The following is a 22794-nucleotide window of genomic DNA, read 5'->3' as shown; positions in this document are numbered from 1 at the left end:
AACACCAAAGCTATCACTCAGAAGAAAAAGAACAAAAGCCGCCCTCGATCAAACTTTCCTACAGAAATTACTCGGAATTTAGATGCGTAAGCCCTGGGGGGAAAGGGAAGGAAGTCCGGCTCGCGCTATTTTTCGGGTATAATGTTCAAGGGACAAGCTGCCGCATACAGCATCGAGCGCAAGAGGATGAGTTTATGAACGGTATATATGCAAAACTTCTTGAACATATGAATCGCCAGCCGTTTCTGTTGCCGCACCCGCTCCTTCCATCGGGCGTGGAAATACTGAGACAACTCTATACGGAGGATCAGGCCGAGCTGCTGACCCACCTGACGGCTGTCCCGGATACGCCTGACAGCATAGCGCGACGCGCGGGGCGTGCGGAAGAAATGGTGGCAACAATGCTTGATGATATGGCGCGACGCGGACTTGTTTTTGCCGCCGGCGACGAGAACCTGAGACTGTACGGCCTGTTTCCGTTTTTGCCCGGGTTGTATGAGTTTCAGTTTGCGGGAAAGCTGGAGCAATTGTCTCCAAACGCTCCGACGCTGGCCCAATTATTTAAGCAGTACTATTATGAGGGTCTGGGCAGAGAAGCCGCCATCTTGTACTCAATGTCGGATGCGGGCACAAGAAAGGTGCGCATTATAGCAGTGGACCGTCAGATTCCGCACGAGTCGAATGCGCTTCCGCACGAGCGGGCGGCGGAAATCGTCAAACAGCAATGCAACATTGCCCTGATAAACTGCTATTGCCGTAGTGCAGCGGTCGTACGGGGCGAACCCTGCAAGTTGAACGGTCCCCTTGACGTATGTCTTCTGTTCGGCCCCATCGCCCGTTATGCGATCGAATACGGCCATGGCAGGAAAATAGATATGAAGGAAGCGCTTGCCATTCTTGGGCGATGCGAGGAAGCGGGCCTCATACATACGGCAAGCAACTGTAAGGAACCAATGGTGATCTGCAATTGCTGCAGTTGTTGCTGCGGGAACCTCAAGGGACTCAGTTATTTTGCGCCGCCGGGAAGGGTGGTTAAATCCCGCTTCGAACCGTCTATTGATTTGGAAGCCTGCACGGGATGCGGCGAGTGCGCCAGTCGTTGCCAGTTGAGTGCGCTTGTGATAGATGAGTTTCCTCGAGTGGATGCCGAAAGATGCATAGGGTGCGCCCTGTGCGCGGATGTCTGTGCGGCGGGTGCTCTCGCCATGGTAGAGCGGAAGGACGCGGACGAGATCGAACATGAGAATTACCTGGACCTCTCGATGCATGTTGCCCGCAGCAGGAAGATGTTCGAAGGGGGAACGCCCGATTGAAATCCGAGGGAAAGACTGATATCATGGCGCGAATTTGTGTGACGACTCTTTTTCAGAACGCGTGGAGGCGCTGCGAAGGATGGACCCTCGAATAATCATGTCGGTGTTTCTGGCCGTATTTCTGGCGGAGCTGGGCGACAAGACCCAGCTTGCGATTCTGGGATTTGCCGCCGAGAGCAAAGCGCTGATTTCCGTGTTTGTGGGCGCGGCTCTGGCGATGCTTATCGCCACGGTAATGGCCGTTTTATTGGGCGGAGTCATTTCAGCGTACATCCCCGAGCGGCTCGTGCACGTGTTGGCGGGTATGGCGTTTCTTGTTATCGGCCTCTTGATGTTGTGGGGAAAAATATAGCTGTTCGGCAGGAGCAGCGGGTGAAAGATGGGGAGTATCCGGCCCGATCAATCTCTTGTTCTCATCTCTCTCAATTCCCGCAGGTTCTCCCGCGCCTCGGCGTTTTGGGAATCGAATTCCACGGCCGTTTGCCAAGCCATTTCAGCTTCCTTATATTGCTCGAGGCGGGCGTAAACCACCCCCAGGAGAGTCTGGGCTTCGGATGAAGCGGGGTTAATGTCGACGGCGGCACGCGCATTTTGAAGCGCCTCGTCCTGTCTGCCGAGCCGGGAATATGTCCGCGCCAGGACCAGGCGCGTCTCGATGATATCGGGGCCGAGCCCGGCTGCCTTCTCCGCCAGCGGCAGCGCGCGTTCGGGTTCATTTTTTTCCAGATGGAGGTTGGCCAGTATGGTATTCGCGCGGACGCTGTGTGGATACTTCTTCAATGCGTCCGACCATAAAGCCGCCGGCGTGCGCCACTGGGTATTGCGGTAAACGGTGATGCCGCTGTACAGGAGAAGAACGAGCAGGAGAGCGGCGGCAAGAAGTTTCTTCATCTGGCCGGCGCCTTCGCGTTCCCGCTTTTTAACTGCGGACGCCAAGGCCGCCGAACCGGCCAGAAACAATCCCACCCCCGCGACGTATATGCGCTGCTCATTTACTATCAGTTTCAGCGCCACGAGCGTGGAAGTCGGGACCAGGATCAGGATAAACCACCAGACCCCGAGGGAGACGGCAGGAGCCAAGTAGACGAGAGAGAGAGAACCCGCCAGGATTGCTGTAAGTACAAGGACCGCCGCCAATGCGCCGGGGTCGAGGATGGAACTCGATACCGGGATCGTGTGATCAACGCTCAGGTTTAACGGCGCCAGAATCATTTTGACATAGATGAATATGGATTTGGCCTGCGTGAGGAGGTTCTCCTCGAGGCTTCTTGCCTGAGGAGTATCTCCGATAACACCGAGGCCGTAGGTCACGTAGACCAGGAACGCAAGCGTGAGCAAGAAAAAGGGCGCGAGAGAAAGCATTGCCTGGGCGAGTTTCCTTTGATCAAAAGGCGCTCTCAGCCTGCACAGCTCGAAAAAGGCGAGGACTCCCGGAACAGCGACGGCTTCCTCTTTTGAAAGCAAGGCGCCGCCATAAGCAAGCAACGAGCCGAGGAGGAGTCGATTTTCCTTTGTGCTTTCGGCCCCCTCATATTTTTTGATGTACAGCAGTATGCAGAGGAGAGAAAATCCTCCAACGAGCAGAGAGGATCTGGCGGAAATGTAATTAACCGATTGGGTATTGATCGGATGGATGGCAAAGACAGCGGCGACGGCGACGGCGGCATGTTTTTCGTACGGCACCTGAAAGGCCCGCATAGTTGCGGTCGCCAGTGCAAATACGAGCAGCGTATTCGCGACGTGAATAAGGACATTTACAAGATGATAACCGAAAGGATTGTTCGCGCCGGCTGCATAGTTCAGGGCGAACGTGGTCATGGTGAGCGGCCTGTAGCCGCTGAGAGGAACATTACTGATGAGGCGGGGCGACACGAAGAAATGCGGAATTCGGGCGAGGCTGTGGACATATTCATTACCGAGGATATAGGAATTGTCGTCGTAATGAAAGGAATTCAGGAGCGAATTTGCATAGACGAGGGCCGGCAGCAGCGCCAGCGCCAAAAAAATAAAAACGCCTTTTCGCGTTTTTTCAGTTCCCGCAGTCCTGGACATGTCGAGCTTCATTATATCATTCGCCCAAATGGCAGTCAACGGACGTGGAGGCTCGAAGGCGCGGCAAGAGGACAGCGAATGTGCAGCCGTCTTGACAAGTGGCGGGCGGAAAGACTTTAATTTTATGGAGAAGGTAAACCGGATGAAAAAATGAGGAGAGCGATATGCCGTGGCAGCTTTCAGAAGAGGAAATCCTTTCGTTGTGCGGGCGGCTCGAGCGTCTCTACACGCCGGCTGTATCTGATGTGCTTGACGAGATGGGCTTTCGGAATTGCGCGATGGCCGCAGGATTTTCGCCGATACTTCCCGACACGGTTGTTGCGGGGCCCGCATTCACGATGGCGGAGGATAAGACCGACAACCCGGCGCTCCTGAAGGACATGGACCCGAGTTTCGTCGTGGGGCTTCTCGATGCCTTTTGCGGGAGCCTGAAGAAAGGACAAGTGGTTGTTGTCGACACCAACGGTTTCTGGGGAGCCGGCGCGTATGGAGAGTTGATGGCGACGACAACGAAATACTACGGGGGCGCGAAAGGCGCCGTAGTGGACGGTCCGGTGCGTGATATTCCGCGGGTGCGAGAGATAGGATTCCCCCTATGGGCCAAAGGCAGTATTCCCACCGATTCGGTCGGCAGGTCTCGGCTTGTCGGCCTGAACGAAGGGATCGTGTGTGGGGGGGTGGAAGTCAACCCGGACGATATCGTTATGGCCGATACCGATGGAATTGTGGTGATCCCGCAGTCGGCCGATCTGGTGGAGTTGGTGAAGCATGCGGAGGCCGTGGTTGTTGCGGAACGGCGATCGCGCGAGGAACTGCGGGCGGGAAAGTCGCTGCGGGAAGTCTACGAGAAGTATGGGCGCCTTTGAACCGGCTTGTCCTGCAGGGCTGTTGAATTCTTTCGAAAGCTGATGCTAGAATAGAGATGACTCCCGATAAGTTTCTGGCGATACGTGCATGAGAAGGAGGGATCTGTGCTCGATCGAATGCGCAAGGCGGTCGCAAGTGATCTGATGAATCGCAATGTGAAGTTTATTCGGGAGGACGCTTCGCTCCTGGATGCGGTGAGGAAAATGAAGGAGTTCGAGGTGTCGAGCCTGATGGTGGAGAGCGCCAACAAGGCCGACGGGTTTGGCATCGTGACCAGGAAGGATTTGATTAACAAACTGATCGATCCGGACCCGGGTTCACAGCACGCGCTGGTAGCGGATATCATGACTATGCCTGCGATCATGGTGCCTCCGAACATGAGCGTTATGGCCTGCGTCAGGCTGATGAAACGCTGCAACATTCGACGTCTTCCCATATCCGACGGAAAGCAAGTAATCGGTATCCTGAGCAACAGCGACATTTTCAAGAAGTTCTACCCGGGTCCGTCCATCGAATGAATCGCGGTGGTGGGTCGAAGATTCCGTCCTATGAATCCCGGAGGGGCAGTGCGATTTTCCAACCGCTTTCAGCAAGGTGTTGATCTATTCTGAAAGCCTCGCGTTCAAAACTCATAGCCGGCACAACATCCCCTGCCGGATACTGGATTGTTTGGCCCTTCGCGGCTGCGATCCTCCTTTTGTACGTTCACGCGTTCTATTTCAACTATTCGACCGACGACGCCTTCATCACGTTTCGCTACGTCCGAAACATGCTCGACGGGCATGGCCTGGTCTATAACGCGGGCGAGCGCGTCGAAGGGTACACCAATTTTCTGTGGGGGATGCTGATATCGCTTCCAGCGTCGCTCGGACTGAAGATCGAGTTGTCGGCAAAACTGTTGGGCCTCTTCTTCGGGGCGGCGACACTCGTCGTGGTGACTGCTATTGCTTTCTTATGGGTGGGGCCGCGGGTTCCGGCCGGATACCGGTTGCTGCTTTGTTTACCGGCCTTTCTGCTGGCCGCGAGCGGCCCGTTCGCCATGTGGACACTGGGCGGGCTCGAGGCGGTTTTCTTCACGTTCCTACTCGCGCTCACGACGCTCTGTTATTTGAGATCGGATCGTCCTGAGGCGAAATATGCGACCGGACTGCTGTTGGCGCTTTTGACGATGACGAGGCCGGACGGAATAGTTTTTCTGCCGGCTACGCTGGCTCATGTGGCGATCGGGGTCGGGGAAGACCGCACGCATGATCTGAGGAGAAAGCAAATCCTTGACTGCATCCGCTTAATTGCCGCATTTTCGATTCTTTATCTTCCCTATTTTATCTGGCGGTATTCGTATTACGGCTTTCTTCTTCCGAACACATTCTACGCAAAAGTGGGGGGCGGCCCGGCCTTTTTGGTCAGGGGATTGAAATACGCGTGGCAGTTCTTTTCCACGTATGGATTCGTCCCGTTGGCGGCGGCCTCTGCATTCTTCTATGCGCGCATGCAGCAGCCGGTCGAACCGCTGAAACATGAGGACAGGCGGATTTTCTCCTATTTATTTCTGCAGATCGCGGCGTATCTGATTTTCATTGTGGCTGTCGGCGGCGACCAATTGGTGATGAAGCGTTTCTTTGTGCCGCTCTTGCCCGCGCTTTACCTGCTGACGTTGCGGGGGGCCATTGAGCTGTTGCCATCAACGGCCGGGCTTGAGCAGTCAGATGCCGGCTGGAGAAAGGCAGTGGCTGCGGCAGGAGTGATTTCGCTGGGGATTACGGCCATGCCGTCATTTGGGGGCGCGGAGCACAACCGCGTATTCAAGATAGAAAAGCCGGCGGACTCCGATCGGAAGATAGTGGGCGAATGGCTGGGGGAGAACGTGGATTCCGAGGCCACCGTGGCTTTGATACCGGCCGGAATCGTTCCTTATTTTTCGGGGCTGCGCACGATTGATCTCGTTGGTTTGAATGATCCCAATATAGCGCACGCCAGCGTGCCCGATTTTGGGAAAGGCGAGCCCGGCCATGAGAAATATAACAGCGGGTACGTGCTCCGGCGGCGTCCCGATCTGATTTTCCTGGGTGCATGCCGCATTTGGCCGGAAAAACTGACGCCGGAGATGCTGTTGAATTATTACTGGATGTATGGGAAACTGGCGCCCGGCAACAGAGAGATTCTTGAGTTGCAGGAGTTCAAGGATACCTACTCTCCTTGGGCGGCGCGAGTAGATACCGGTTACATTCATTTTTTCAAGCGTAACGATTTTGTTTTGCCGCCGGCCGAACCTCTCCGGGCTTCGGCGACAGGATGACGGGTTGATGTATTCTGAGGGAAAGAGCGCCGTCGTTGAACTGGAGCAGCCGCCGGAAAGGGGCGCGCGGGGCCCGGTTATATTTGGATTTGTTCTTTTGGGCCTATGGGGCGGCGTCGTGCTGTTTCGATTTTTCGAGGAGCACCCTTTGAGTCTTCCATTGGTGCTGCGCCTGCTCATCAATTTTCGCATTCCTTTCGAATTTGATCTTGCAAAGCTTCTCCTGGCCGCTCGGCATCTGGCGCTTGCAATTCTGGTATTGAGCACTGCCGTTCTTGCCGGACGACAACTGCTGAAGTTTATGGGTATTCAACCGCCGGCAGGCTCGCTTGACAAGTGGGAGATCGTTCAACGCCTCATGCTTGCGCTTGGGCTGGGGCTGGGCTTCCTGATGTACACCGCTCTCGCATTTGGGGTGCTGGGATTGTTGTATGCGCAAGCGATATGGCTGTTGATGCTGGTGATTCTCGTTGCAGCTTTTCCAGATTTGCGAAGGCTGTCAAATGAGATACGAGAACTTTTTAAAAAGGATCGCTCGAAACCTGCGACGTTCAGTTTGTCCGGCCTCGCTATTGCAGGGCTTTGGATCATTACTATTTCGCTTCTGATCATCGCTCTTGCCCCGAGCATAACGCATGATGCGATGGTATATCATCTCAACGTGCCGCACAATTACGCGACCGAGCATAAGATAGTCCCGATCCCATACAACCTGTTTTCTAATACCGTCCTCAATATGGAGATGCTGTATGCGCTGGCGTTGTTGATCGATGATTTTGTTCTGGCGAACCTTTTGCATTTTGGTTTAGGATTGGCCGCACTGGCAACTCTGTATGCGTGGGCTCGTCCTCTATTCGGAGCCGCCGTTGCGCGCGCGGCGGTCCTCATTCTTTTTTTCAATCCGCTGGTGCTGAACGAGGTCTCGATCGCGTACGTGGATTTGGGGATGATGTTCTATTTCCTGCTCATGATGGCGGCGCTGTGGAAATGGAAAACGGAGGGGGACAACCGCTGGTTCTTTTTGTTCTGTATGTATTCCGGTATTTTTGCGGGCATCAAATACACCTCGCTCCACGGGCTGATAGCTGCCGGCGCGGCGGTTTTAGCCGCTGAAACCGTCGCGGCAAAGAGAGATTTCCGTCGGCTCTCGAAAAGGTTCTTTATATTTGCGGGCATCGTGCTCGCGGCGGTGCTGCCGTACCTTGTCAAGAATTATCTGATAAGCGGGAATCCGGTATATCCTCTGATGTACGGGATATTTGGCGGGAAATGGCTAACGCCGTTGCAAGTAGAGCGGATGCTGGCGTACGTCGATTCGCACGGGATGGGGCATGATTGGAAGCATCTGGTGCTGCTTCCATGGAACCTGACGATATGGGGAAAGCCCGGGTATGAATATTTCGACGCGGTCATTACGCCGCTGTGGTTGATTTTTCTGCCGGTTTTGTTTGTGATCCGGCGGACTGCGCCTGTTGTGAAATGGCTGCTTTTTGTTTGCACGGTTTACTTCGCGAGCTGGTTGCTCTCCACACACATCACGCGATATCTCATGCCCATCTTTCCTCTTCTCAGTCTGTTAGCCGCGTATGTGATTGTGGTTCTAAAAGAGAAGGGCGCTGCCGTTTCTCCATTATTCGGAAGGATCAGTTTTGCGGTAATTGCGGCCGCATGCGGGATAGTCTGGTTTTCTTTTTCCTTCACCTATCCGCTGAGGGTTCCGGCGCAATTCGGGCCGGTTGTCTGGGGTGAACAGACGGGCGACGAGTTTCTCAAGGAGACAGTTCCCGGGTATGAGACTTTCCAGTACATAAACAAGAACCTGCCTCTCGACGCCCGGATCGCGTTTTTCTGGGACAACCGGGGCTTTTTCTGTGAGAGAGAGCAGATTGGAGACAGTGTTTTTGAGGCTCCGAGCATGCTGGAGCTGGTGAGCGAGGCTGGGACTGCCGAAGCTTTTTATCAGAAACTGAAGTCAATGGGGATTGGTTTTGTTCTCTTTAATGAGTTCTATTTCACGAAGTTTCCGCCGTTCGCTCTTTCGGCGGAGGACAAGTCGCGGCTGGATGAGGACTGCATGGTGTTCAGGGAGTTCCTGAAGGGATACTGTCTGCCATTTTACACATCCGATGGAACAATTCTCTATGAGGTGCATCGGTGACGCAGAAACTGTCGGCGCTGGAGATGAAATTAAGATGAAGATGCCGCTGAAGCGGAATATTGCCCGAGCGGGGGTCCTGCTGTTCATTGCCATTGCGACGGCATGTTCGCTTGTTCACAGAGAGCGGCAGGATAATGTGGTTTTGATCGTCATCGATACGATCCGGCCGGATCGGCTTGGCTGTTATGGATTCTCTCTGGGGACAAGCCCGCACATCGACAAGCTCGCCCGCGAGGGGGTGCTGTTTGAAAAGGCAGTCACGTGTGCTCCGGTCACCTTGCCTTCGGTTTCCACGATTCTAACGTCTACGTATCCCCATTATCATAATGTCAGATACAACGGCAAGTTTTTTCTACACGATTCCAGCATAACTCTGGCGGAGGTATTACAGGAGAAGGGGTATGCGACCGCCGCTTTTATCGGCGGATTTCCGCTGGACTCGCGGTTCAAGACAGATCAGGGGTTCGAGCTGTTCGATGATGATTTTTCTGTTTCCGTCAAGAAAAAGGAAAGGTCATGGATCGGACACGAGGTCGAGGGATTTGAGAGGACGGCGGCCGAGGTAAATGAGCGGGTATTCCGCTGGCTGGAAGAGAAGAAGAACGAGAAGTTCTTCCTGATGGTGCATTACTTCGATCCACACTGGCCGTACGAGCCGCCGCCGCCGTACGACGCGCTCTTCGATAGTCCTTACAATGGGGAAGTGGCTTATACGGATGAACAGGTAGGCAGGTTACTTAAGAAACTTGAATCGTTGGGGCTGAAGGAGAAAACGCTCGTAGTGCTGGCGGGCGATCATGGTGAGGGATTGGGCGCCCATAAGGAGCTCACGCACGGCCAATTCCTTTTCGATACGACCATGCTGGTTCCTCTCATTCTGTCTCATGAAAGTCTGCCGAAGGGGCGGCGGATCGGCGAAATGGCGAAGACACTCGATATCATGCCCACGATCCTCTCTATCCTTCGTATCACTGAAGGCTCTTCCGAGATGCAGGGGGTCAGCCTGTTGCCGCTGCTCAAGGGGGCGGAAATTGAGGAGCCGATCCTGCTGGAAACCTTGCTGCCGTATTATGAGAGCGACGATCTGAACGATATCCCGGTCAAACTCAGCGGACTGCGAACGCGCGAATGGAAGTTGGTATATGTCATGATGGAGAAGGAGACGGGCAAGGAATACGTGGGGCAACTTTATCACGTTGGCAGGGACCCGCTGGAACTGTTCGATGTAATGGGCGACAATCGGGAGACGTACAATCTTTTAATGGACCAGATGATCAATCTGACGAGAAAGTATGGTCCGACAGGCGCTCCAAAGCAGACCGTACAAGAGATGGATTCAGATACGGAGGAGAAGCTGAAGAGTCTCGGCTATTTGAAGTGATGCGCTCTCCGACATCGATTGATGCTTCGACGCCGTCGCCGTTGATTCTACTTTTGAAGGGAGCGCAGTTGGAAAATGATTATATCGCGCCTGCCCGGCTCGACAATATATGGGTACTGGCGGAAGAGATATTCGCCCAGTCTCGAATCGGCAGGCTGTTCTTCCTCCAGGGTGGAGAAAAGGAAGAGTGCGGGCTCTTCTGACTCCCTCAGATTGACAAATTCTTTCAGAGTATCAATTTGCCCGATGTAATTGCGGTCGAGGTAGAAGAAGAAGGCCGGCGAAAGCGCGTCAAAATTGTACCCGAAGCCGGGGGCTCCGGCGATCAGGTCCGACGGCTTTGTTACTTCGTGCAGCGTCTGAGCCAGCGCATATCCCCTTTGGTTCTCTTCATTCCAAATCATCTTGTCGTATTTCACCTGCACGTGATAGGACATAACAACCAGGTACAGGATCAGCAGAATTGCTCCTGCGCCGGCAATCTTCTTTCTCCTGACATCCAGGATGATTTGTGAAGCGGCCAACGAGAGGTAAGGAGCCGCCATGGTAAGAAAGTGCAGGTGACTGACCACCATCGAGAGGAACGCCACGTGAAACAAGACGGGAAAGAGGAGGAGTGAGATCATCAGATGGTTGTCGGGCGTCGGTTCCCGCTTGAGAAGAAGGGCCTTTCGCAGCCGCCACACCCCCAGCGCTATCATTGGAAGGGTGACTAATTCATAAACGTTGCGCGCATACTTGCCTGCATTGATCCCAAAAAAGTTCAGGAGATATTTTAGGCTGAGCACGCTTTCGTTCATCGCTTTTGCCGTCACCATCTCCATGTCGTGCCTCAGCAGAAGAAGTTGTCCGAGGTAAACCAGGCCCACAAGCAGGGAAGCGCTCAGTACCCCGGTAATAGCCGCCGAATTCTTTTTGGATGAGCGCAGAAGCAGATTGGCGAGAATAACTGAGGGTGCGACAAAAAAGCCGGAGACATGATGCAGGCATGCAACGACTGTGCTGACGACGGTGAGGAAGAGAAGCATTTTGGAAGGTGTGCGCGTCCACAAGCCGTAGGATATTAGAGCGCCAAGCGAGAAAAGGAACGTCCACGAGATGTAAAGCAAAAACATATTTACGGGGAGCGCGAGGAAAATCAGGCTCGCGAGCAGGGCGGTTGTCGGCCCGTACAATTTTCGCAATGCCAGAGAAAATGTGATAAAGAGCGCGAGCGCATACGCCAGCTCGACCAGCCGGAAATGAGAAGAGCTGACGCCGCTCAGCCGGAACACAATCGAATTGATTACAAAAAAAGCCGGCATTTCGGTGAACTTGAACCGGAGGTCATCAGGGTTCGGATTGAGGTTGTCGCAGACCCCGAACCAGTGGGTGGCATACCCATGCCGCAGGTAATTCAGCGAGCGAATCGCATAAAACGGTTCTCCCGCCAGCGGTTTTCCGTAATCTCGGAACGGCTCGAAGAGGTGTCTCAGGTTCAGGCCGACGAAGAGGACCCAGATAATGATAATGCCGCCGAGCCAGATGCGAGAGAGAAGCGAGGAGCGTTCAGCAAAACGAAGTTGAGTTCCTGAACGCACGGGCGGATGTTCATAAGTTTGTTGATGCATTTTTGTGAAGTCAATCGCGCTGGCCGATCTTCCTGGCGGGAACGCCGCCGACGATGGAATATGGTCCGACATCGGAAGTGACGACCGCGCCCGCGCCGATGATCGCGCCGTCGCCGATTGTGACACCCGGAAGGATGACCGCGTTTGCGCCGATCCACACGTCGCTGCCGACAATAATCCGCTTTCGCTCGTGTCCTTGGAAGAGGATGGGTATCCCCTTGACGTTATAGCGATGCTGGGAGGAGGTGATCACTACGTTTGGCCCGATGAGGACATAATCGCCGAAAGTAATTCCACCCCGGCCGTAAATATGGACGCCCCTGTTGACGTTCAGGTTTTTGCCCACCTCAATTCCATAGCTATGTTGAAAAAAGGCGCCCGGAAAAATGAACGGGAGCGCATCCATTTTCTTGCAGATCACCTTGAGGAAAAGATAACGGAGCAAGAAGCCCTCGAACCCGGGGATGTAGCGGAAAATCCACGCGACATATTCCTCGAGGAAAAGCACGAAGACTTGCTTGAGTGAAAAATTACGGAAGAAGTTTTTTATCTGATCGCGCGTGCTGGGCATGCTGTCGTTCTAACTAATATTCGATTCCCCTCCGGGCTTGCTCCCCCCGGCGCCACGGATGCTTGACTTCATGCATCTCGGTCACGTAATCGGCAGCCTCGAGCAGGAGTGGATGCGCATTTCTGCCCGTAAGCACAACTTCGACATCCCGCCGCTTGCGCTTCAGCAGCGCTTGTACTTCCTCGGGCGCAACCAGATTAAATCCGATTGCGTAGTTAATTTCATCGAGAATGACGAGGTCGTATTCATCTTCGGTAAGCGCGCGTTCAGCCAAATCCATCCCCTTTCGCGCGGCGTCCAGGTCCGCGATCCGGAGATTCTGCGGGTCGACGTGACACTTCATACAGCCCGTGCACGTTGCATCAGCGGAAGGATCCTCAAGCAGGCGGACGCATTCGGGTCCCATCTGCACGATCTCGAACTCCGGCGCCAGCTTTAGAGCCGCTTTCAACTCGCCATATCTGTTCGATCTTTTCAAGAACTGGATCATGATGACTTTCAAGCCTCCACCGGCGGCGCGCATCGCCAGACCGAGCGCGGCGGTTGTCTTGCCCTTGCCTTCTCCTGTCAAGATGTGGACGCGGCCGAGGGCGTCGTGCGACTGTTCCTGCTGAGTGGACATGATCGAGCACTAAGCCTCATCAAAATGGTCCAGATTATCAACCGAGGTCACAACGCTGGTGGCGATATTCACCAGATGGCTGGAGACGCGCTTGAAGTAGCGTGCAAGGAGCGTATACGCAACCGCTTTGTTGGTGGGAAGATTATCGACAATGAGCTGCTTGATGAGCATGTCGCATTGTGCGGTGATCATGTCGCCCTTTGCGATGATGGCATGAGCCGCCTCCTCATCCGACCACATGAACGCTTTGCGCGTTTTTCCGAACAGATTCTCCAACTGCTCCGCCAGTTCCTTCAGGGGGGTCTTGTAGCGGCCCTTATCGAAGGCGACATCGAACATGGTTGAGAGTTCGTAGATATTCTTGCAATAGTCGCCGACTCGCTCGGCGTCCTTGACGACGCTCATGAGCACCAGGCAGGCGGGCACGTCGGCGTGCGGGTGGAGTGTAAGGTGGCTGATGATCTTTCGCCGGATGCTCCTTTGATGCTCATTTACCTCCTTATCTTTTGCGTAGAGGTCTTTGGCGACTTCGGCGCTTCCCTTTTTTGCCATGAGCACCTGAACGGCAGTATCGAACATCCATTCGGTCTTTTCAATCATTTGCGTGAATTCATTGAGCATGTCGTTCAGGGGCGATTTCGCCCGCAACATGTCCAAGAGCTCTTTGAGCATGAAGCATCTCCTTGCGGCTGGTCCGCCTGGCTCCAGTATTATTATATCCGACCCGCCCGATTTCTCCAATTCGGCAACTTTACCGCGCGCGTTTTTGAATCCTCTTTGAAAGCATCGAAAAGAGAAGTATCAAACTTGGAAGCGCGGCCAGGAGCAGCATTCCAACAACTGTCAAGCCATACTCGCTCAGATAAATACACAAGCCGGGTACGTAGAAAAACACGACAATGACATACAGAAACGGGACCAGACGGTTTTCGGCTGATCTGTTGCCCATTTCCCGCGCCAGTCCAATGGGAATGAAACGAAGCGGGTAAATGATCAGAATGCCGAAAGCGTTGAACAGCAAATGCGTGAAGGCCACGGTTACGCCTCCCAGATTGCCCGCCGAAATAGTGGCCAGCGACGCCAAAAGAGCAGTGACCGTAGTCCCCATGTTTGCTCCGAGAGTGTATGGAAATATCTGTTCGAGCGTAAGGATTCCGGCTGCGGCCATCGGGACGATCAAGGATGTGGTGACGGAACTGCTCTGCACTACCGCCGTAAAGATGAGGCCCATGAGAAAGCCGAGCGCCGCATTTCGGAACATGTACGTGCTGAAGAAGGATTCGATTCGAGAGAGGACGAGGCTCTTGAGTACTTTCACAATAAGAAAGAGCGAGAAGAACAAGAGGAGCAGCGAGATAACGAGCAAGCCGATGCCCATGACAATCTGGGAAAGCTGAAAGGTTGCAATGGAATCGGTAATCGCGCCCACTACCGGCTTAATGGCCTCTTTTACCGGGCTGTCAAATGTTGCCCCGCTGGCGCTTCCGAACAGACTTGTCGCAAATAGAGCCGCTCTTTCCAGCAGACCGAACATCATTTCGAGCGGAAACAGGATGACGACCGCGATCAGATTGAAGAAATCATGAACGATCCCCGCCTGTATGGCGCGTTTGAACTCGTCGCGGCGTCCGACGTGGCCGTGGGCCACCAGCGTATTGGTGACGCTGGTGCCGATATTGGCCCCCATAATAATGGGAATCGCGACATTGATCGTGAGGACTCCGCTGCCGACGAGGCCGACGGTGAGCGAGGTGGTGAACGAAGAACTTTGAACAAGCGCGGTCGTCAGTATCCCGATGAAGAGGCCGACAAACCGGTTGCTCGCCAGAGCGAACAGCTTTTCGGCCGAGTCCTGCCCAAAGAACCTGAACGCGCTTTCCATCAGGCCGATACTCACCAGAAACAGGTAAAGGAGAAAAATAATGGCCGCAATTTTGACAGCGGGCTTGCCTATGGTCATTCCTTTTACAGCGGTTATTTTGAGCGTTCCTCGATGCGAGGTTTTTTCGCGGTCGGCGGGAGCGTGAGCAGCAGCGGCGTTTTTTTCTTCTAAAAGGCCCATGGCTCGATGTGATCCCCACTTGTTGAAGTCAGACGCAATTCAAGAAAAAATTTTCAGACTCCAAATTGAGGCAGGAAATGAGACCTATAGAAATCGAGAGCGTAGCGGTCGGTCATGCCCGCTATGAAATCCACTGCCAGGCGCTCGAGCGGCTCTTCGGGCTCGGCGATTTTTATTTCATTCAGAAAGATATTCGGATTTTCGATGAGCAGGTAGAAGATCTCTTTCAAAATTCTCTTGGTCCTGTTGATTGGGTCCTGGATTTCCGGGCGCGGATACAAGTTTTGGAACAGATAAGCACGCAAGCGATTTGTCGCCCGCAATATGTCCGGGCTCATCTGGATGCAGGCCTCCTGGCTGTTGAGAATAACGTCGGCCACCATTCGGTCGATCCGGGAAGAAGAAGTGTTTCCGAGGACTCTCACACATTCCGGGGGAAGATCGTGGTTGCCGATCAATCCGCTCCGGATGGCGTCGTCTATGTCGTGGTTAATATAGGCGATCCCGTCCGAAATTCGCACGACCTGCCCTTCAAGCGTTGTTGGGCCTTCGCCGTTGGCGCCCTCAAATATGTCAATCGGCCCCTTTGAATGGTTGAGAATTCCGTCGCGCACCTCGAAGGTGAGGTTCAAGCCCTTGCCGTTCTCCAGTTTCTCCACGATCCTCAGGCTCTGCTCGTTGTGAGAGAACCCGCCGCTATGAAGCTCATTGAGGACCGTTTCACCCGCATGTCCGAACGGAGTATGTCCGAGGTCGTGCCCGAGGGCGATTGCCTCGGTCAGGTCTTCATTGAGGCAGAGGGCGCGCGAGATTGTGCGGGCTATCTGGGCGACCTCGAGGGTATGAGTGAGGCGCGTGCGAAAATGGTCGCCGGTCGGCGAGAGGAAAACCTGCGTTTTATGCTTCAAGCGGCGGAACGATTTTGAGTGGATAATGCGGTCCCGGTCGCGCTGATAGCTGGTCCGGTACGGGCACTCGTCGATCGGCCTGGCTCTCCCTCTGCTCTCGTCGCTGAACGAAGCCCGCTGCGAGAGATATTCGTGCTCGCGCTTCTCAAGCATCTTGCGGATAATCATTCCTCGTACGCAGAAGTCGTTTTCTGATTTCATGGAAAAAGATTTCACCCGTCGCGGGTTAATGTTTGATTTCTCGATAGTTCGCGGCAAAGATGGAGGTTTCACGCGGTATTATATGGACCACTCGGAACTTTGTCAAGAACAAGAAGAAACAGCCGCTCCAATATCGAGTCGTGGCAAGAAAACACAAGAAACGGGGTCATGTGATGACACGACCCCGTAAGAATTTCTCCTTTACGTTACGGCCTCATCGCGCGCAATCGGCGGATGCGTTCCTCGATTGGCGGGTGCGTGCTCAACAGGTTCCAGATGCTTTTACCGCGCAGCGGATTGACGATGAACAGGTGAGCCGAGGCCGGGTTGGCCTGAAGCGGTCTTGCCTGCGCGCCGCGCTCGAGCTTTGCCAATGCATCGGCGAGTCCGTACGGGCTTCCGGCGATTCGAGCGCCTGAATCATCAGCGCCATATTCGCGCGAGCGCGAAACGGCGAGTTGGATGATCGTTGCCGCGATTGGGGCCAATATTGCAGCGGCGAGCAGGCCGAATACGCCGCCGTTGTCTCGGTCGTCTCTGCCGCCGAAGCCGCCGAACATCGCGCCCCAGCGGATCATGATTCCCAGCATCGAGATGGCGCCGGCGAGCGTGGCCGCTATCGAGCCGACCAGCATGTCGCGGTTTCGCACATGCGCGAGTTCGTGAGCGAGCACACCGCGAAGCTCGTTTTCGTCAAGCAGACTCAGTATGCCCTGTGTCACGGCCACGACGGCGTGGTTCTTGTTTCTGCCGGTCGCGAAGGCATTCGGCGATTGGCTCGGGATAATATACACGCGCGGCATCGGCAATCCCGCACTGAGCGCCAACTCCTGCACCATCGAATAGAGTCTTGGCGCCTCGTTCGGCGAGACCGGCTGCGCGCGGTACATTTTCAAAACGAGTTTATCGCTGAACCAGTAAGAGCCGACATTCATGATCAGCGCGAAAAAGAACGCGATCATTGCGCCGTCCCTGCCGCCGACGGCCTGCCCGACGAATATGAGCAGGAGCGTGAGCGCTGTCAGCAGGAACGCTGTCCGAAGAGTATTCATCAATAATATTCCTCCTTGGGCCTTTGGGGAAGCCCGGCTTTATCATCAGACTCATCAATATTTTACCACATATCTTCATTCACATCAAACGGTTTGACACAGAGCAAACCCCGCAGACACTCGCGAACAGGTGTGGGCGCGATGCCGGCGGGGTATCTGTCCTCTCATGCACTTTTTATGGCGATTTTTTGGGGCGCCGCTTCTTTCTTCTTATGGAGTGTCAGCGTGAGGATACCGTTTTCCGTCTTTGCGTCGACCGCTGAGGTATCGAGTTCATCGCCCAGGATAAAGCTTCGCAGGTATTCGGCGGAATCGCTTTCCTGGTGGATCACTCTCAGATCGGATTTCAGTTGCTTGCGTTTTCCCTTTACGGTCAATTCATCGCCGTCGATTTGGATGTCGAAATCTTCCTTGTCGACTCCCGGCATCTCGGCCTGGAGAATAACGGCTGTCGGCGTCTCCCGTATTTCGACGGCAGGGATGCGAAAGCGTTGTTTTTCCGGCCTCGGGATATTCATCTATTTTTCCTCCTTTATCAGGTATGGTTATCGCGGCTTTGTTTACGCCGGTTTTTTGCACTGGATCTATGAGACAGTTCGATGATCGATTGATTCTTGCTTCGGGGACAGGCGCCATTTCCCTACATGGAGCCCGTCCCCTTCGCCTGGACATTCTCCGTCGCACCTTGTCGGACAGTCTCCGTGGCCATTCGGAAATCAGTCGATGTTCACCTTGATCTGTTTCGGCTTGGCCTCTTCTTTCTTGGGCATCTCGATTTCGAGAACGCCATTCTTGAAAGAGGCCTTGCATTTGGCGGAATCCACCACGGTCGGGAGCGTGATTGAGCGCTGGAATGAGCCGTACGAGCGTTCGAGCCGGTAGTAGCTGTGTTCCTTTTTCTCCTCTTCCTTCTTTTTCTCGCCTTTGATCGTCAAGGTGTTGCCCAAAATGTTGACGTCAATGTCCTTCTCGCTCATTCCCGGAAGTTCCGCCTTCACAAAGACCGAGTTCTCATTTTCGGCCACATCGATAGCCGGCGCCCATTCGCCCTGGAGCAGGCCGGCGCCCTCGGACGGCCGTCTGCTCAGAGTCCAGTCGAACAGGCGGTTAATTTCATCCTGGATCCCCATCAGGTCTCTGAAGGGATCCATTTCAGCTCTTGGTCTCCATCTCATGATGGCCATATTCGTTTCCTCCTTTCATTTTCTACTTTTTGTCCTCATCTACCACTTCATAATCGGCGTCGATTACGTCTTCGCCGCCGCCTCTTTCCTCCTTGCGCGAGCCGTTTCCGCTCGGTCCGCCCGCCGCGCCGGACTGAGGCCCGGCCTGTGCGCCGGCTTTCTGATAGATTTCACTCGACACCTGTTGCCAGGTTTGTTGCAGGGCATCGGTCGAAGATTTAATCTCGCCGACTTCGCCGGACTTGATTGCCTCGTTAACGCGCCCGACGGCAGTCTCGATGCTGCTTCTGGCATCAGGAGACAACTTGTCTCCGAGCTCCCTGAGGTTTTTCTCGGTCTCGTAGACCAACGATTCCGCCCGGTTGGTGGCATCGGCTTTTTCGCGACGCTGACGGTCTTCGCCCGCATGCACCTGAGCGTCTTTTACCATGCGGTCTATCTCCTGTTCGTTCAAGCCGCTGGACGCCTCGATGCGGATTTTCTGCTCGCGGCTGGTCGCAAGGTCCTTCGCAGACACGTGCAAGATCCCGTTTGCGTCGATATCGAAGGTCACCTCGATCTGCGGCAGGCCGCGCGGCGCCGGCGGCAGTCCTGTCAGGTGGAACCGGCCGATGGTCTTGTTGTTGGAGGCCATTTCGCGCTCACCCTGCAGCACGTGAATCTCGACACTGGTCTGGTTGTCTTCCGCGGTGGTGAATATCTCGCTCTTGCGGGTCGGGATGGTAGTATTGCGCTCGATCAGTTTCGTGAAGACGCCGCCTTTGGTCTCGATGCCGAGCGAGAGCGGAGTCACGTCGAGCAGCAACACGTCCTTGACCTCGCCGGCGAGAACACCCGCCTGGATCGCCGCCCCTATGGCGACAACCTCGTCGGGGTTCACTCCCTTGTGCGGGTCCTTCTTGAAGATGCCCTTTACCAGGTCCTGCACCTTCGGCATGCGGGTTTGCCCGCCGACAAGGACAACCTCATCGACCTGTTCGGGGTTCAATCCGGCGTCCTGGAGGGCCCGCATGACAGGTCCGCGCGTTCGCTCGACCAGATCGTCAACGAGTTGCTCGAGTTTCGAACGAGTCAGCGTGATATTCAGGTGCTTCGGGCCTGCCGCATCGGCTGTAATGAATGGGAGATTGATATCGGTTGTCTGCGAGCTCGAAAGCTCGATCTTTGCCTTCTCCGCAGCTTCCTTCAGCCGTTGCAGGGCCATCCGGTCTTTCCGCAGGTCGATTCCCTGTTCCTTCTTGAACTCGTCGGCCAGCCAGTCGATGACCCTTTGGTCGAAATCGTCGCCGCCTAGATGAGTGTCACCGTTGGTCGAAAGCACTTCGAAAACGCCCTCACCCAATTGGAGGATGGAGATATCGAATGTGCCGCCGCCAAGGTCATAAACGGCGATTTTCTCGTCCTTCTTTTTGTCCAAACCATACGCCAGCGATGCCGCCGTGGGTTCATTGATGATCCGAAGAACCTCCAGACCGGCAATCCTTCCCGCATCCTTTGTGGCCTGGCGCTGAGAGTCGTTGAAATAGGCCGGAACGGTAATGACAGCCTGAGTCACTTTCTGCCCGAGATAATCCTCGGCGCTCTGTTTCATTTTCTGCAGAATCATCGCCGAGATCTCCGGCGGCCGGTAAGTCTTTCCGCCTGCCGCCACCTGACAATCGCCATTTGGCGCGGCGCTCACTTTATAAGGCACCAGCTTGATCTCGCTGCTTACTTCCCCGTATTTGCGGCCCATGAAGCGTTTTATCGAGAAAACCGTGTTTTCGGGATTGGTGATTGCCTGTCGCTTTGCCACTGTGCCGACCAGTCGTTCGCCGGTCTTTGTGAAAGCGACTACAGACGGCGTTGTCCTGCCGCCCTCACTGTTCGGGATGACCACGGATTCCCCGCCTTCGAGCACTGCAACACACGAGTTCGTGGTACCCAAATCTATGCCGATAACTTTTGCCATTAAAATCATCTCCTTAGTTTAAGAGTCCATGTTCAGAGTTATTTTCTCGACTGTATTGATTGCAACCGGTGTGCCAACTATATTATTTATTTGTAACTCTTTGCTTGTCAGGTGGTTATATCTGTTCATGGGGGCGCTGAATGGTAAGATCGTCGAGAGTGAGGCCGCTTGTTGTTTCGTATTGAAACATGATAAATGTGGGAAAATGACAAATTAATGGCAGGAAATCGGAATCGCAAGAGGCTGGGAGAGCTATAATATCTTGATAAATTCTGAATAGGGTGATAGAAGGAGAGATGGAGGAGCCATTGTGAAAGTAACCATCGTGGGGTCAGGCTGCGGGATACCGAATCCAGACCGCGGTTCGCCCTGTATTGCGGTGAATGTGGGGAAAGAATTGCTGGTTTTCGACTGCGGTCCTGGCGCCGTAAGGGCAATGGCGCATGCCGGGATTCATTGGGCGGCATTGGACATGCTGTTTTTCACCCATTTTCACACCGACCACGTGGGCGATCTGGCGGCGCTTCTGTTTGCGCTGAACATTCCGGATGTCAACCGCACGAATTCATTGGCGCTCTTTGGGCCGCCCGGCATTCAGAGGCTTTATGAGAATCTTGTGACAGCTTACGGAGACTGGCTTACTCCGAAACGATACGAACTCTTCATCGAGGAGCTGCATGGAGAGCCGCTCGAGGGGGCGACATGGCGGCTGGATCTGACAAAGGCCGAGCATACGCAGCCGGCATATTCGTATCGTCTTGAGGCTGACGGCGCCGCTCTGGTGTATTCAGGAGACACTGATTACAGTGAAAACATAATTCGATTGGCGGACGGAAGCGATTTGCTCATACTGGAATGCTCTTATCCAAATGAGATAGCGGTTCCCGGCCATTTAACTCCGGAGAAAGCGGGCGAGATGGCGGAGCGCGCAGCTTGCAGGAAATTGGCGCTGACGCATATATATCCGGTTGCCGCCGGTTACGATTTGGCCGGCCAGTGCCGAAGGGCGTATCACGGTGAAGTGGTCGTAGCTGAAGACGGGATGTCTTTTGAGCTGGGTAGAAGCCGCTCGCGGTAAGAAGTCAAACTTTCACAGAAGATCGGCGGGAATCAAGAAAAATCAGCGACAGGGGCTGGTGCGGTTTTAAATGTTTCCGGGATTTTTCGGATCATGATCAGTCCTCCTGCCAGCAAGAAAACGATCACGACGAACAGAATGTTGTATCCAGGTCCTGACGAGGCGCCGAATCTGTCGACCATCGGACCCAGAGCAGGGGGAACAATGGCCCACGGAATGAGGAACGTGTACTGCATCAATCCCATATACTTTCCCGCATCGGCCTCGGGAACCAGATCTGAAACAAGCGTCCAATACATGCTCAGGTATGCGCCATTGCCCAGGCCGTAAAGGAGTCCGCTGATATAGAGTGTGGAGTGCAGACGCGGAGAAATGAGGAAGTTGAGGATACAAGCCAGTTGGAGCAAGCAACCGATAAGCAACACTCGTTTGCGTCCCAATCGGTCGGCGATGACACCCGAGCCAAACGAAGACGGGATGGCCGCAGTCATCGCGATGAGGACGACGGTACCGAAAGTCTTGTTGAAGTGGACCGGGTCGACCTGGTCCTTGATGAAGTAGAGCAGGAAACATACCATAGCCACCATTCCCATCTGCGTCAGGAGGTTAAAGGCGGCCAGTCTCTTCAGGCCGTCGCCGCTTTCGAGTTTCGGGAAATAGATTTCCTTCCATGAATCCGCCGGCCGCGCCGACCGAAAGGCCGGAGCAGGCTCTCTTATGGCGAGTGCGACCCAGAGATTGGAGACAACGTTGACAGCGCCCGCGATAATGGCAAGAAGCAGCAGCCGTCCGGCCTCCACCAGCCGTGGTGCGAGAACATGGGCAGACATCATCCCGATCAGATTGGCTATCTGGATCAAGCCGGAGACACGGCCGCGGCGCTCGATGGGGACGATGTCGCGGACGAGCGCGCGGTTGGGAAACCACAGCGCGGCCGCGGCATGCATGAGCACTATCAGGGCGAGCAGGAACAGATAGTTTCCCGAGTAGACCATCAGCATGATGAAGACGGCCATCATGGATGCGGCAGCGATGTAATAGGGTCTTCTGCGGCCCATCTCGCTGGTTGTTCGGTCGCTGAGGGCGCCAATGAGCGGAATCAGGATGATCACCATGATATTCCCTGCGCCGCTCATCAGTCCGAGACGGGTGTTTTTTACTGAATCGTCTACGAGTCCGAGCAAGATGTTTGGGGACATGTAGGTAGTGGCGACGTTCCAGCAGAACACCCAGCCGAGGTAATTGACGCTGAGTTGAGCGAGATACAGCCAGTTTTGAGGTGCTCTCGAAGAATTTTTCATATCTGCCGGGCCGGGACCGTGAGATTTTTGTCATTATAGCATACGAGAAGCAATGCGGGCGGTTCAGTAAATCGGCATATTGATCTTTGCTTCGGTGGCAATAATGGCTCATTCGTGCAAAAATAGGGACAGGATATTTTACGTAACGACCTGCGTGCTCTCCCAGCGAGAGACGCATTTGTTGAGA

The 22794-nt window shown here is 54.5% G+C and carries 20 protein-coding genes; 8 read left to right on the top strand and 12 right to left on the bottom strand.

Annotated elements, in window-relative coordinates; genetic code table 11:
* Window positions 1-194 precede the first annotated feature (194 nt).
* Together C4520_03055 and C4520_03050 are read left to right on the top strand one after the other, a co-directional pair.
* Complete coding sequence (locus C4520_03055) at window positions 195-1313, top strand: hypothetical protein (GenBank protein RJP25109.1); 1119 nt, start codon at window positions 195-197, stop codon at window positions 1311-1313.
* 79 nt (window positions 1314-1392) lie between these two features.
* On the top strand, window positions 1393-1665 hold the full coding sequence (locus C4520_03050; protein RJP25108.1) for a UPF0016 family protein: 273 nt from the start codon (window positions 1393-1395) through the stop codon (window positions 1663-1665).
* Between the two features lie 47 nt (window positions 1666-1712).
* Here C4520_03050 and C4520_03045 read toward each other — a convergent pair whose 3' ends face one another.
* Window positions 1713-3698 carry a hypothetical protein gene (locus C4520_03045; protein RJP25107.1) on the bottom strand — a complete coding sequence of 662 codons (1986 nt, stop codon included), beginning with the start codon at window positions 3696-3698 and terminating at the stop codon, window positions 1713-1715.
* Between C4520_03045 and C4520_03040 the strand changes: the two genes are divergently transcribed.
* The 5 genes from C4520_03040 (at window position 3530) to C4520_03020 (ending at window position 10067) form a co-directional block, all read left to right on the top strand.
* Window positions 3530-4231, top strand: coding sequence for a hypothetical protein (locus C4520_03040; GenBank protein RJP25115.1), 702 nt, complete (start codon window positions 3530-3532; stop codon window positions 4229-4231). The two genes, C4520_03045 and C4520_03040, sit on opposite strands and share 169 nt — an antisense overlap.
* A 105-nt stretch (window positions 4232-4336) precedes the next feature.
* On the top strand, window positions 4337-4750 hold the full coding sequence (locus C4520_03035) for a CBS domain-containing protein (GenBank protein RJP25106.1): 414 nt from the start codon (window positions 4337-4339) through the stop codon (window positions 4748-4750).
* Window positions 4751-4929: 179 nt separating this feature from the next.
* Entirely contained in the window at window positions 4930-6528 is a 1599-nt protein-coding gene (locus tag C4520_03030; protein RJP25105.1) for a hypothetical protein, read from the top strand.
* A 7-nt stretch (window positions 6529-6535) separates the two neighbouring features.
* Window positions 6536-8686, top strand: coding sequence for a hypothetical protein (locus tag C4520_03025; GenBank protein RJP25104.1), 2151 nt, complete (start codon window positions 6536-6538; stop codon window positions 8684-8686).
* Window positions 8655-10067 (top strand): hypothetical protein, encoded by a 1413-nt coding sequence (locus tag C4520_03020; GenBank protein ID RJP25103.1) that lies wholly within the window; start codon window positions 8655-8657, stop codon window positions 10065-10067. Before C4520_03025 ends, C4520_03020 begins: the two co-directional genes overlap by 32 nt.
* A gap of 47 nt (window positions 10068-10114) precedes the next feature.
* Here the strand turns inward: C4520_03020 and C4520_03015 are convergent, their stop codons facing one another.
* The 10 genes from C4520_03015 to dnaK form a co-directional block, all read right to left on the bottom strand.
* A complete protein-coding gene (locus C4520_03015) occupies window positions 10115-11677 on the bottom strand; it encodes a hypothetical protein (protein RJP25102.1) in 1563 nt (520 codons plus the stop codon).
* A gap of 10 nt (window positions 11678-11687) precedes the next feature.
* Complete coding sequence (locus C4520_03010; GenBank protein RJP25114.1) at window positions 11688-12083, bottom strand: acyltransferase; 396 nt, start codon at window positions 12081-12083, stop codon at window positions 11688-11690.
* Window positions 12084-12261: 178 nt separating this feature from the next.
* Window positions 12262-12870 (bottom strand): cob(I)yrinic acid a,c-diamide adenosyltransferase, encoded by a 609-nt coding sequence (locus C4520_03005; GenBank protein ID RJP25101.1) that lies wholly within the window; start codon window positions 12868-12870, stop codon window positions 12262-12264.
* A gap of 9 nt (window positions 12871-12879) precedes the next feature.
* On the bottom strand, window positions 12880-13542 hold the full coding sequence (locus C4520_03000) for a PhoU family transcriptional regulator (GenBank protein RJP25100.1): 663 nt from the start codon (window positions 13540-13542) through the stop codon (window positions 12880-12882).
* A gap of 79 nt (window positions 13543-13621) precedes the next feature.
* Complete coding sequence (locus C4520_02995) at window positions 13622-14932, bottom strand: hypothetical protein (GenBank protein ID RJP25099.1); 1311 nt, start codon at window positions 14930-14932, stop codon at window positions 13622-13624.
* Between the two features lie 53 nt (window positions 14933-14985).
* Window positions 14986-16008: a deoxyguanosinetriphosphate triphosphohydrolase gene (locus C4520_02990; GenBank protein RJP25098.1), complete on the bottom strand. Its 1023-nt coding sequence runs from the start codon at window positions 16006-16008 to the stop codon at window positions 14986-14988.
* 239 nt (window positions 16009-16247) lie between these two features.
* On the bottom strand, window positions 16248-17093 hold the full coding sequence (gene htpX / locus C4520_02985; GenBank protein ID RJP25097.1) for a zinc metalloprotease HtpX: 846 nt from the start codon (window positions 17091-17093) through the stop codon (window positions 16248-16250).
* A gap of 164 nt (window positions 17094-17257) precedes the next feature.
* Window positions 17258-17611, bottom strand: coding sequence for an Hsp20/alpha crystallin family protein (locus C4520_02980; protein ID RJP25096.1), 354 nt, complete (start codon window positions 17609-17611; stop codon window positions 17258-17260).
* A 198-nt stretch (window positions 17612-17809) separates the two neighbouring features.
* Window positions 17810-18277 (bottom strand): Hsp20/alpha crystallin family protein, encoded by a 468-nt coding sequence (locus C4520_02975; GenBank protein ID RJP25095.1) that lies wholly within the window; start codon window positions 18275-18277, stop codon window positions 17810-17812.
* A 22-nt stretch (window positions 18278-18299) separates the two neighbouring features.
* Window positions 18300-20228 (bottom strand): molecular chaperone DnaK, encoded by a 1929-nt coding sequence (gene dnaK / locus C4520_02970; GenBank protein ID RJP25094.1) that lies wholly within the window; start codon window positions 20226-20228, stop codon window positions 18300-18302.
* Window positions 20229-20535: 307 nt separating this feature from the next.
* On the opposite strand from dnaK, the gene C4520_02965 reads away from it, so the two are divergent.
* A complete protein-coding gene (locus tag C4520_02965) occupies window positions 20536-21306 on the top strand; it encodes a ribonuclease Z (protein RJP25093.1) in 771 nt (256 codons plus the stop codon).
* Window positions 21307-21338: 32 nt separating this feature from the next.
* Here the strand turns inward: C4520_02965 and C4520_02960 are convergent, their stop codons facing one another.
* Complete coding sequence (locus C4520_02960) at window positions 21339-22607, bottom strand: MFS transporter (protein RJP25092.1); 1269 nt, start codon at window positions 22605-22607, stop codon at window positions 21339-21341.
* Window positions 22608-22794: the final 187 nt, after the last annotated feature.

The organism is Candidatus Abyssobacteria bacterium SURF_5 (assembly GCA_003598085.1).
GTDB lineage: Bacteria > Abyssobacteria > SURF-5 > SURF-5 > SURF-5 > SURF-5.
This window is presented reverse-complemented; position numbering and strand designations above follow the sequence as displayed.

Excerpts from the sequence above, each read along its gene's own strand:
- C4520_03055 (RJP25109.1), top strand. The coding sequence starts at position 195 with ATGAACGGTATATATGCAAAACTTCTTGAACATATGAATCGCCAGCCG.
- C4520_03050 (RJP25108.1), top strand. The coding sequence starts at position 1,393 with ATGGACCCTCGAATAATCATGTCGGTGTTTCTGGCCGTATTTCTGGCG.
- C4520_03040 (RJP25115.1), top strand. The coding sequence starts at position 3,530 with ATGCCGTGGCAGCTTTCAGAAGAGGAAATCCTTTCGTTGTGCGGGCGG.
- C4520_03045 (RJP25107.1), bottom strand. The coding sequence starts at position 3,698 with ATGCGGGCCCCGCAACAACCGTGTCGGGAAGTATCGGCGAAAATCCTG.
- C4520_03025 (RJP25104.1), top strand. The coding sequence starts at position 6,536 with ATGTATTCTGAGGGAAAGAGCGCCGTCGTTGAACTGGAGCAGCCGCCG.
- C4520_03020 (RJP25103.1), top strand. The coding sequence starts at position 8,655 with ATGGAACAATTCTCTATGAGGTGCATCGGTGACGCAGAAACTGTCGGC.
- C4520_03015 (RJP25102.1), bottom strand. The coding sequence starts at position 11,677 with ATGCATCAACAAACTTATGAACATCCGCCCGTGCGTTCAGGAACTCAA.
- C4520_03010 (RJP25114.1), bottom strand. The coding sequence starts at position 12,083 with ATGGATGCGCTCCCGTTCATTTTTCCGGGCGCCTTTTTTCAACATAGC.
- C4520_03005 (RJP25101.1), bottom strand. The coding sequence starts at position 12,870 with ATGTCCACTCAGCAGGAACAGTCGCACGACGCCCTCGGCCGCGTCCAC.
- C4520_03000 (RJP25100.1), bottom strand. The coding sequence starts at position 13,542 with ATGCTCAAAGAGCTCTTGGACATGTTGCGGGCGAAATCGCCCCTGAAC.
- C4520_02995 (RJP25099.1), bottom strand. The coding sequence starts at position 14,932 with ATGGGCCTTTTAGAAGAAAAAAACGCCGCTGCTGCTCACGCTCCCGCC.
- C4520_02990 (RJP25098.1), bottom strand. The coding sequence starts at position 16,008 with ATGATTATCCGCAAGATGCTTGAGAAGCGCGAGCACGAATATCTCTCG.
- htpX (RJP25097.1), bottom strand. The coding sequence starts at position 17,093 with ATGAATACTCTTCGGACAGCGTTCCTGCTGACAGCGCTCACGCTCCTG.
- C4520_02980 (RJP25096.1), bottom strand. The coding sequence starts at position 17,611 with ATGAATATCCCGAGGCCGGAAAAACAACGCTTTCGCATCCCTGCCGTC.
- C4520_02975 (RJP25095.1), bottom strand. The coding sequence starts at position 18,277 with ATGGCCATCATGAGATGGAGACCAAGAGCTGAAATGGATCCCTTCAGA.
- dnaK (RJP25094.1), bottom strand. The coding sequence starts at position 20,228 with ATGGCAAAAGTTATCGGCATAGATTTGGGTACCACGAACTCGTGTGTT.
- C4520_02960 (RJP25092.1), bottom strand. The coding sequence starts at position 22,607 with ATGAAAAATTCTTCGAGAGCACCTCAAAACTGGCTGTATCTCGCTCAA.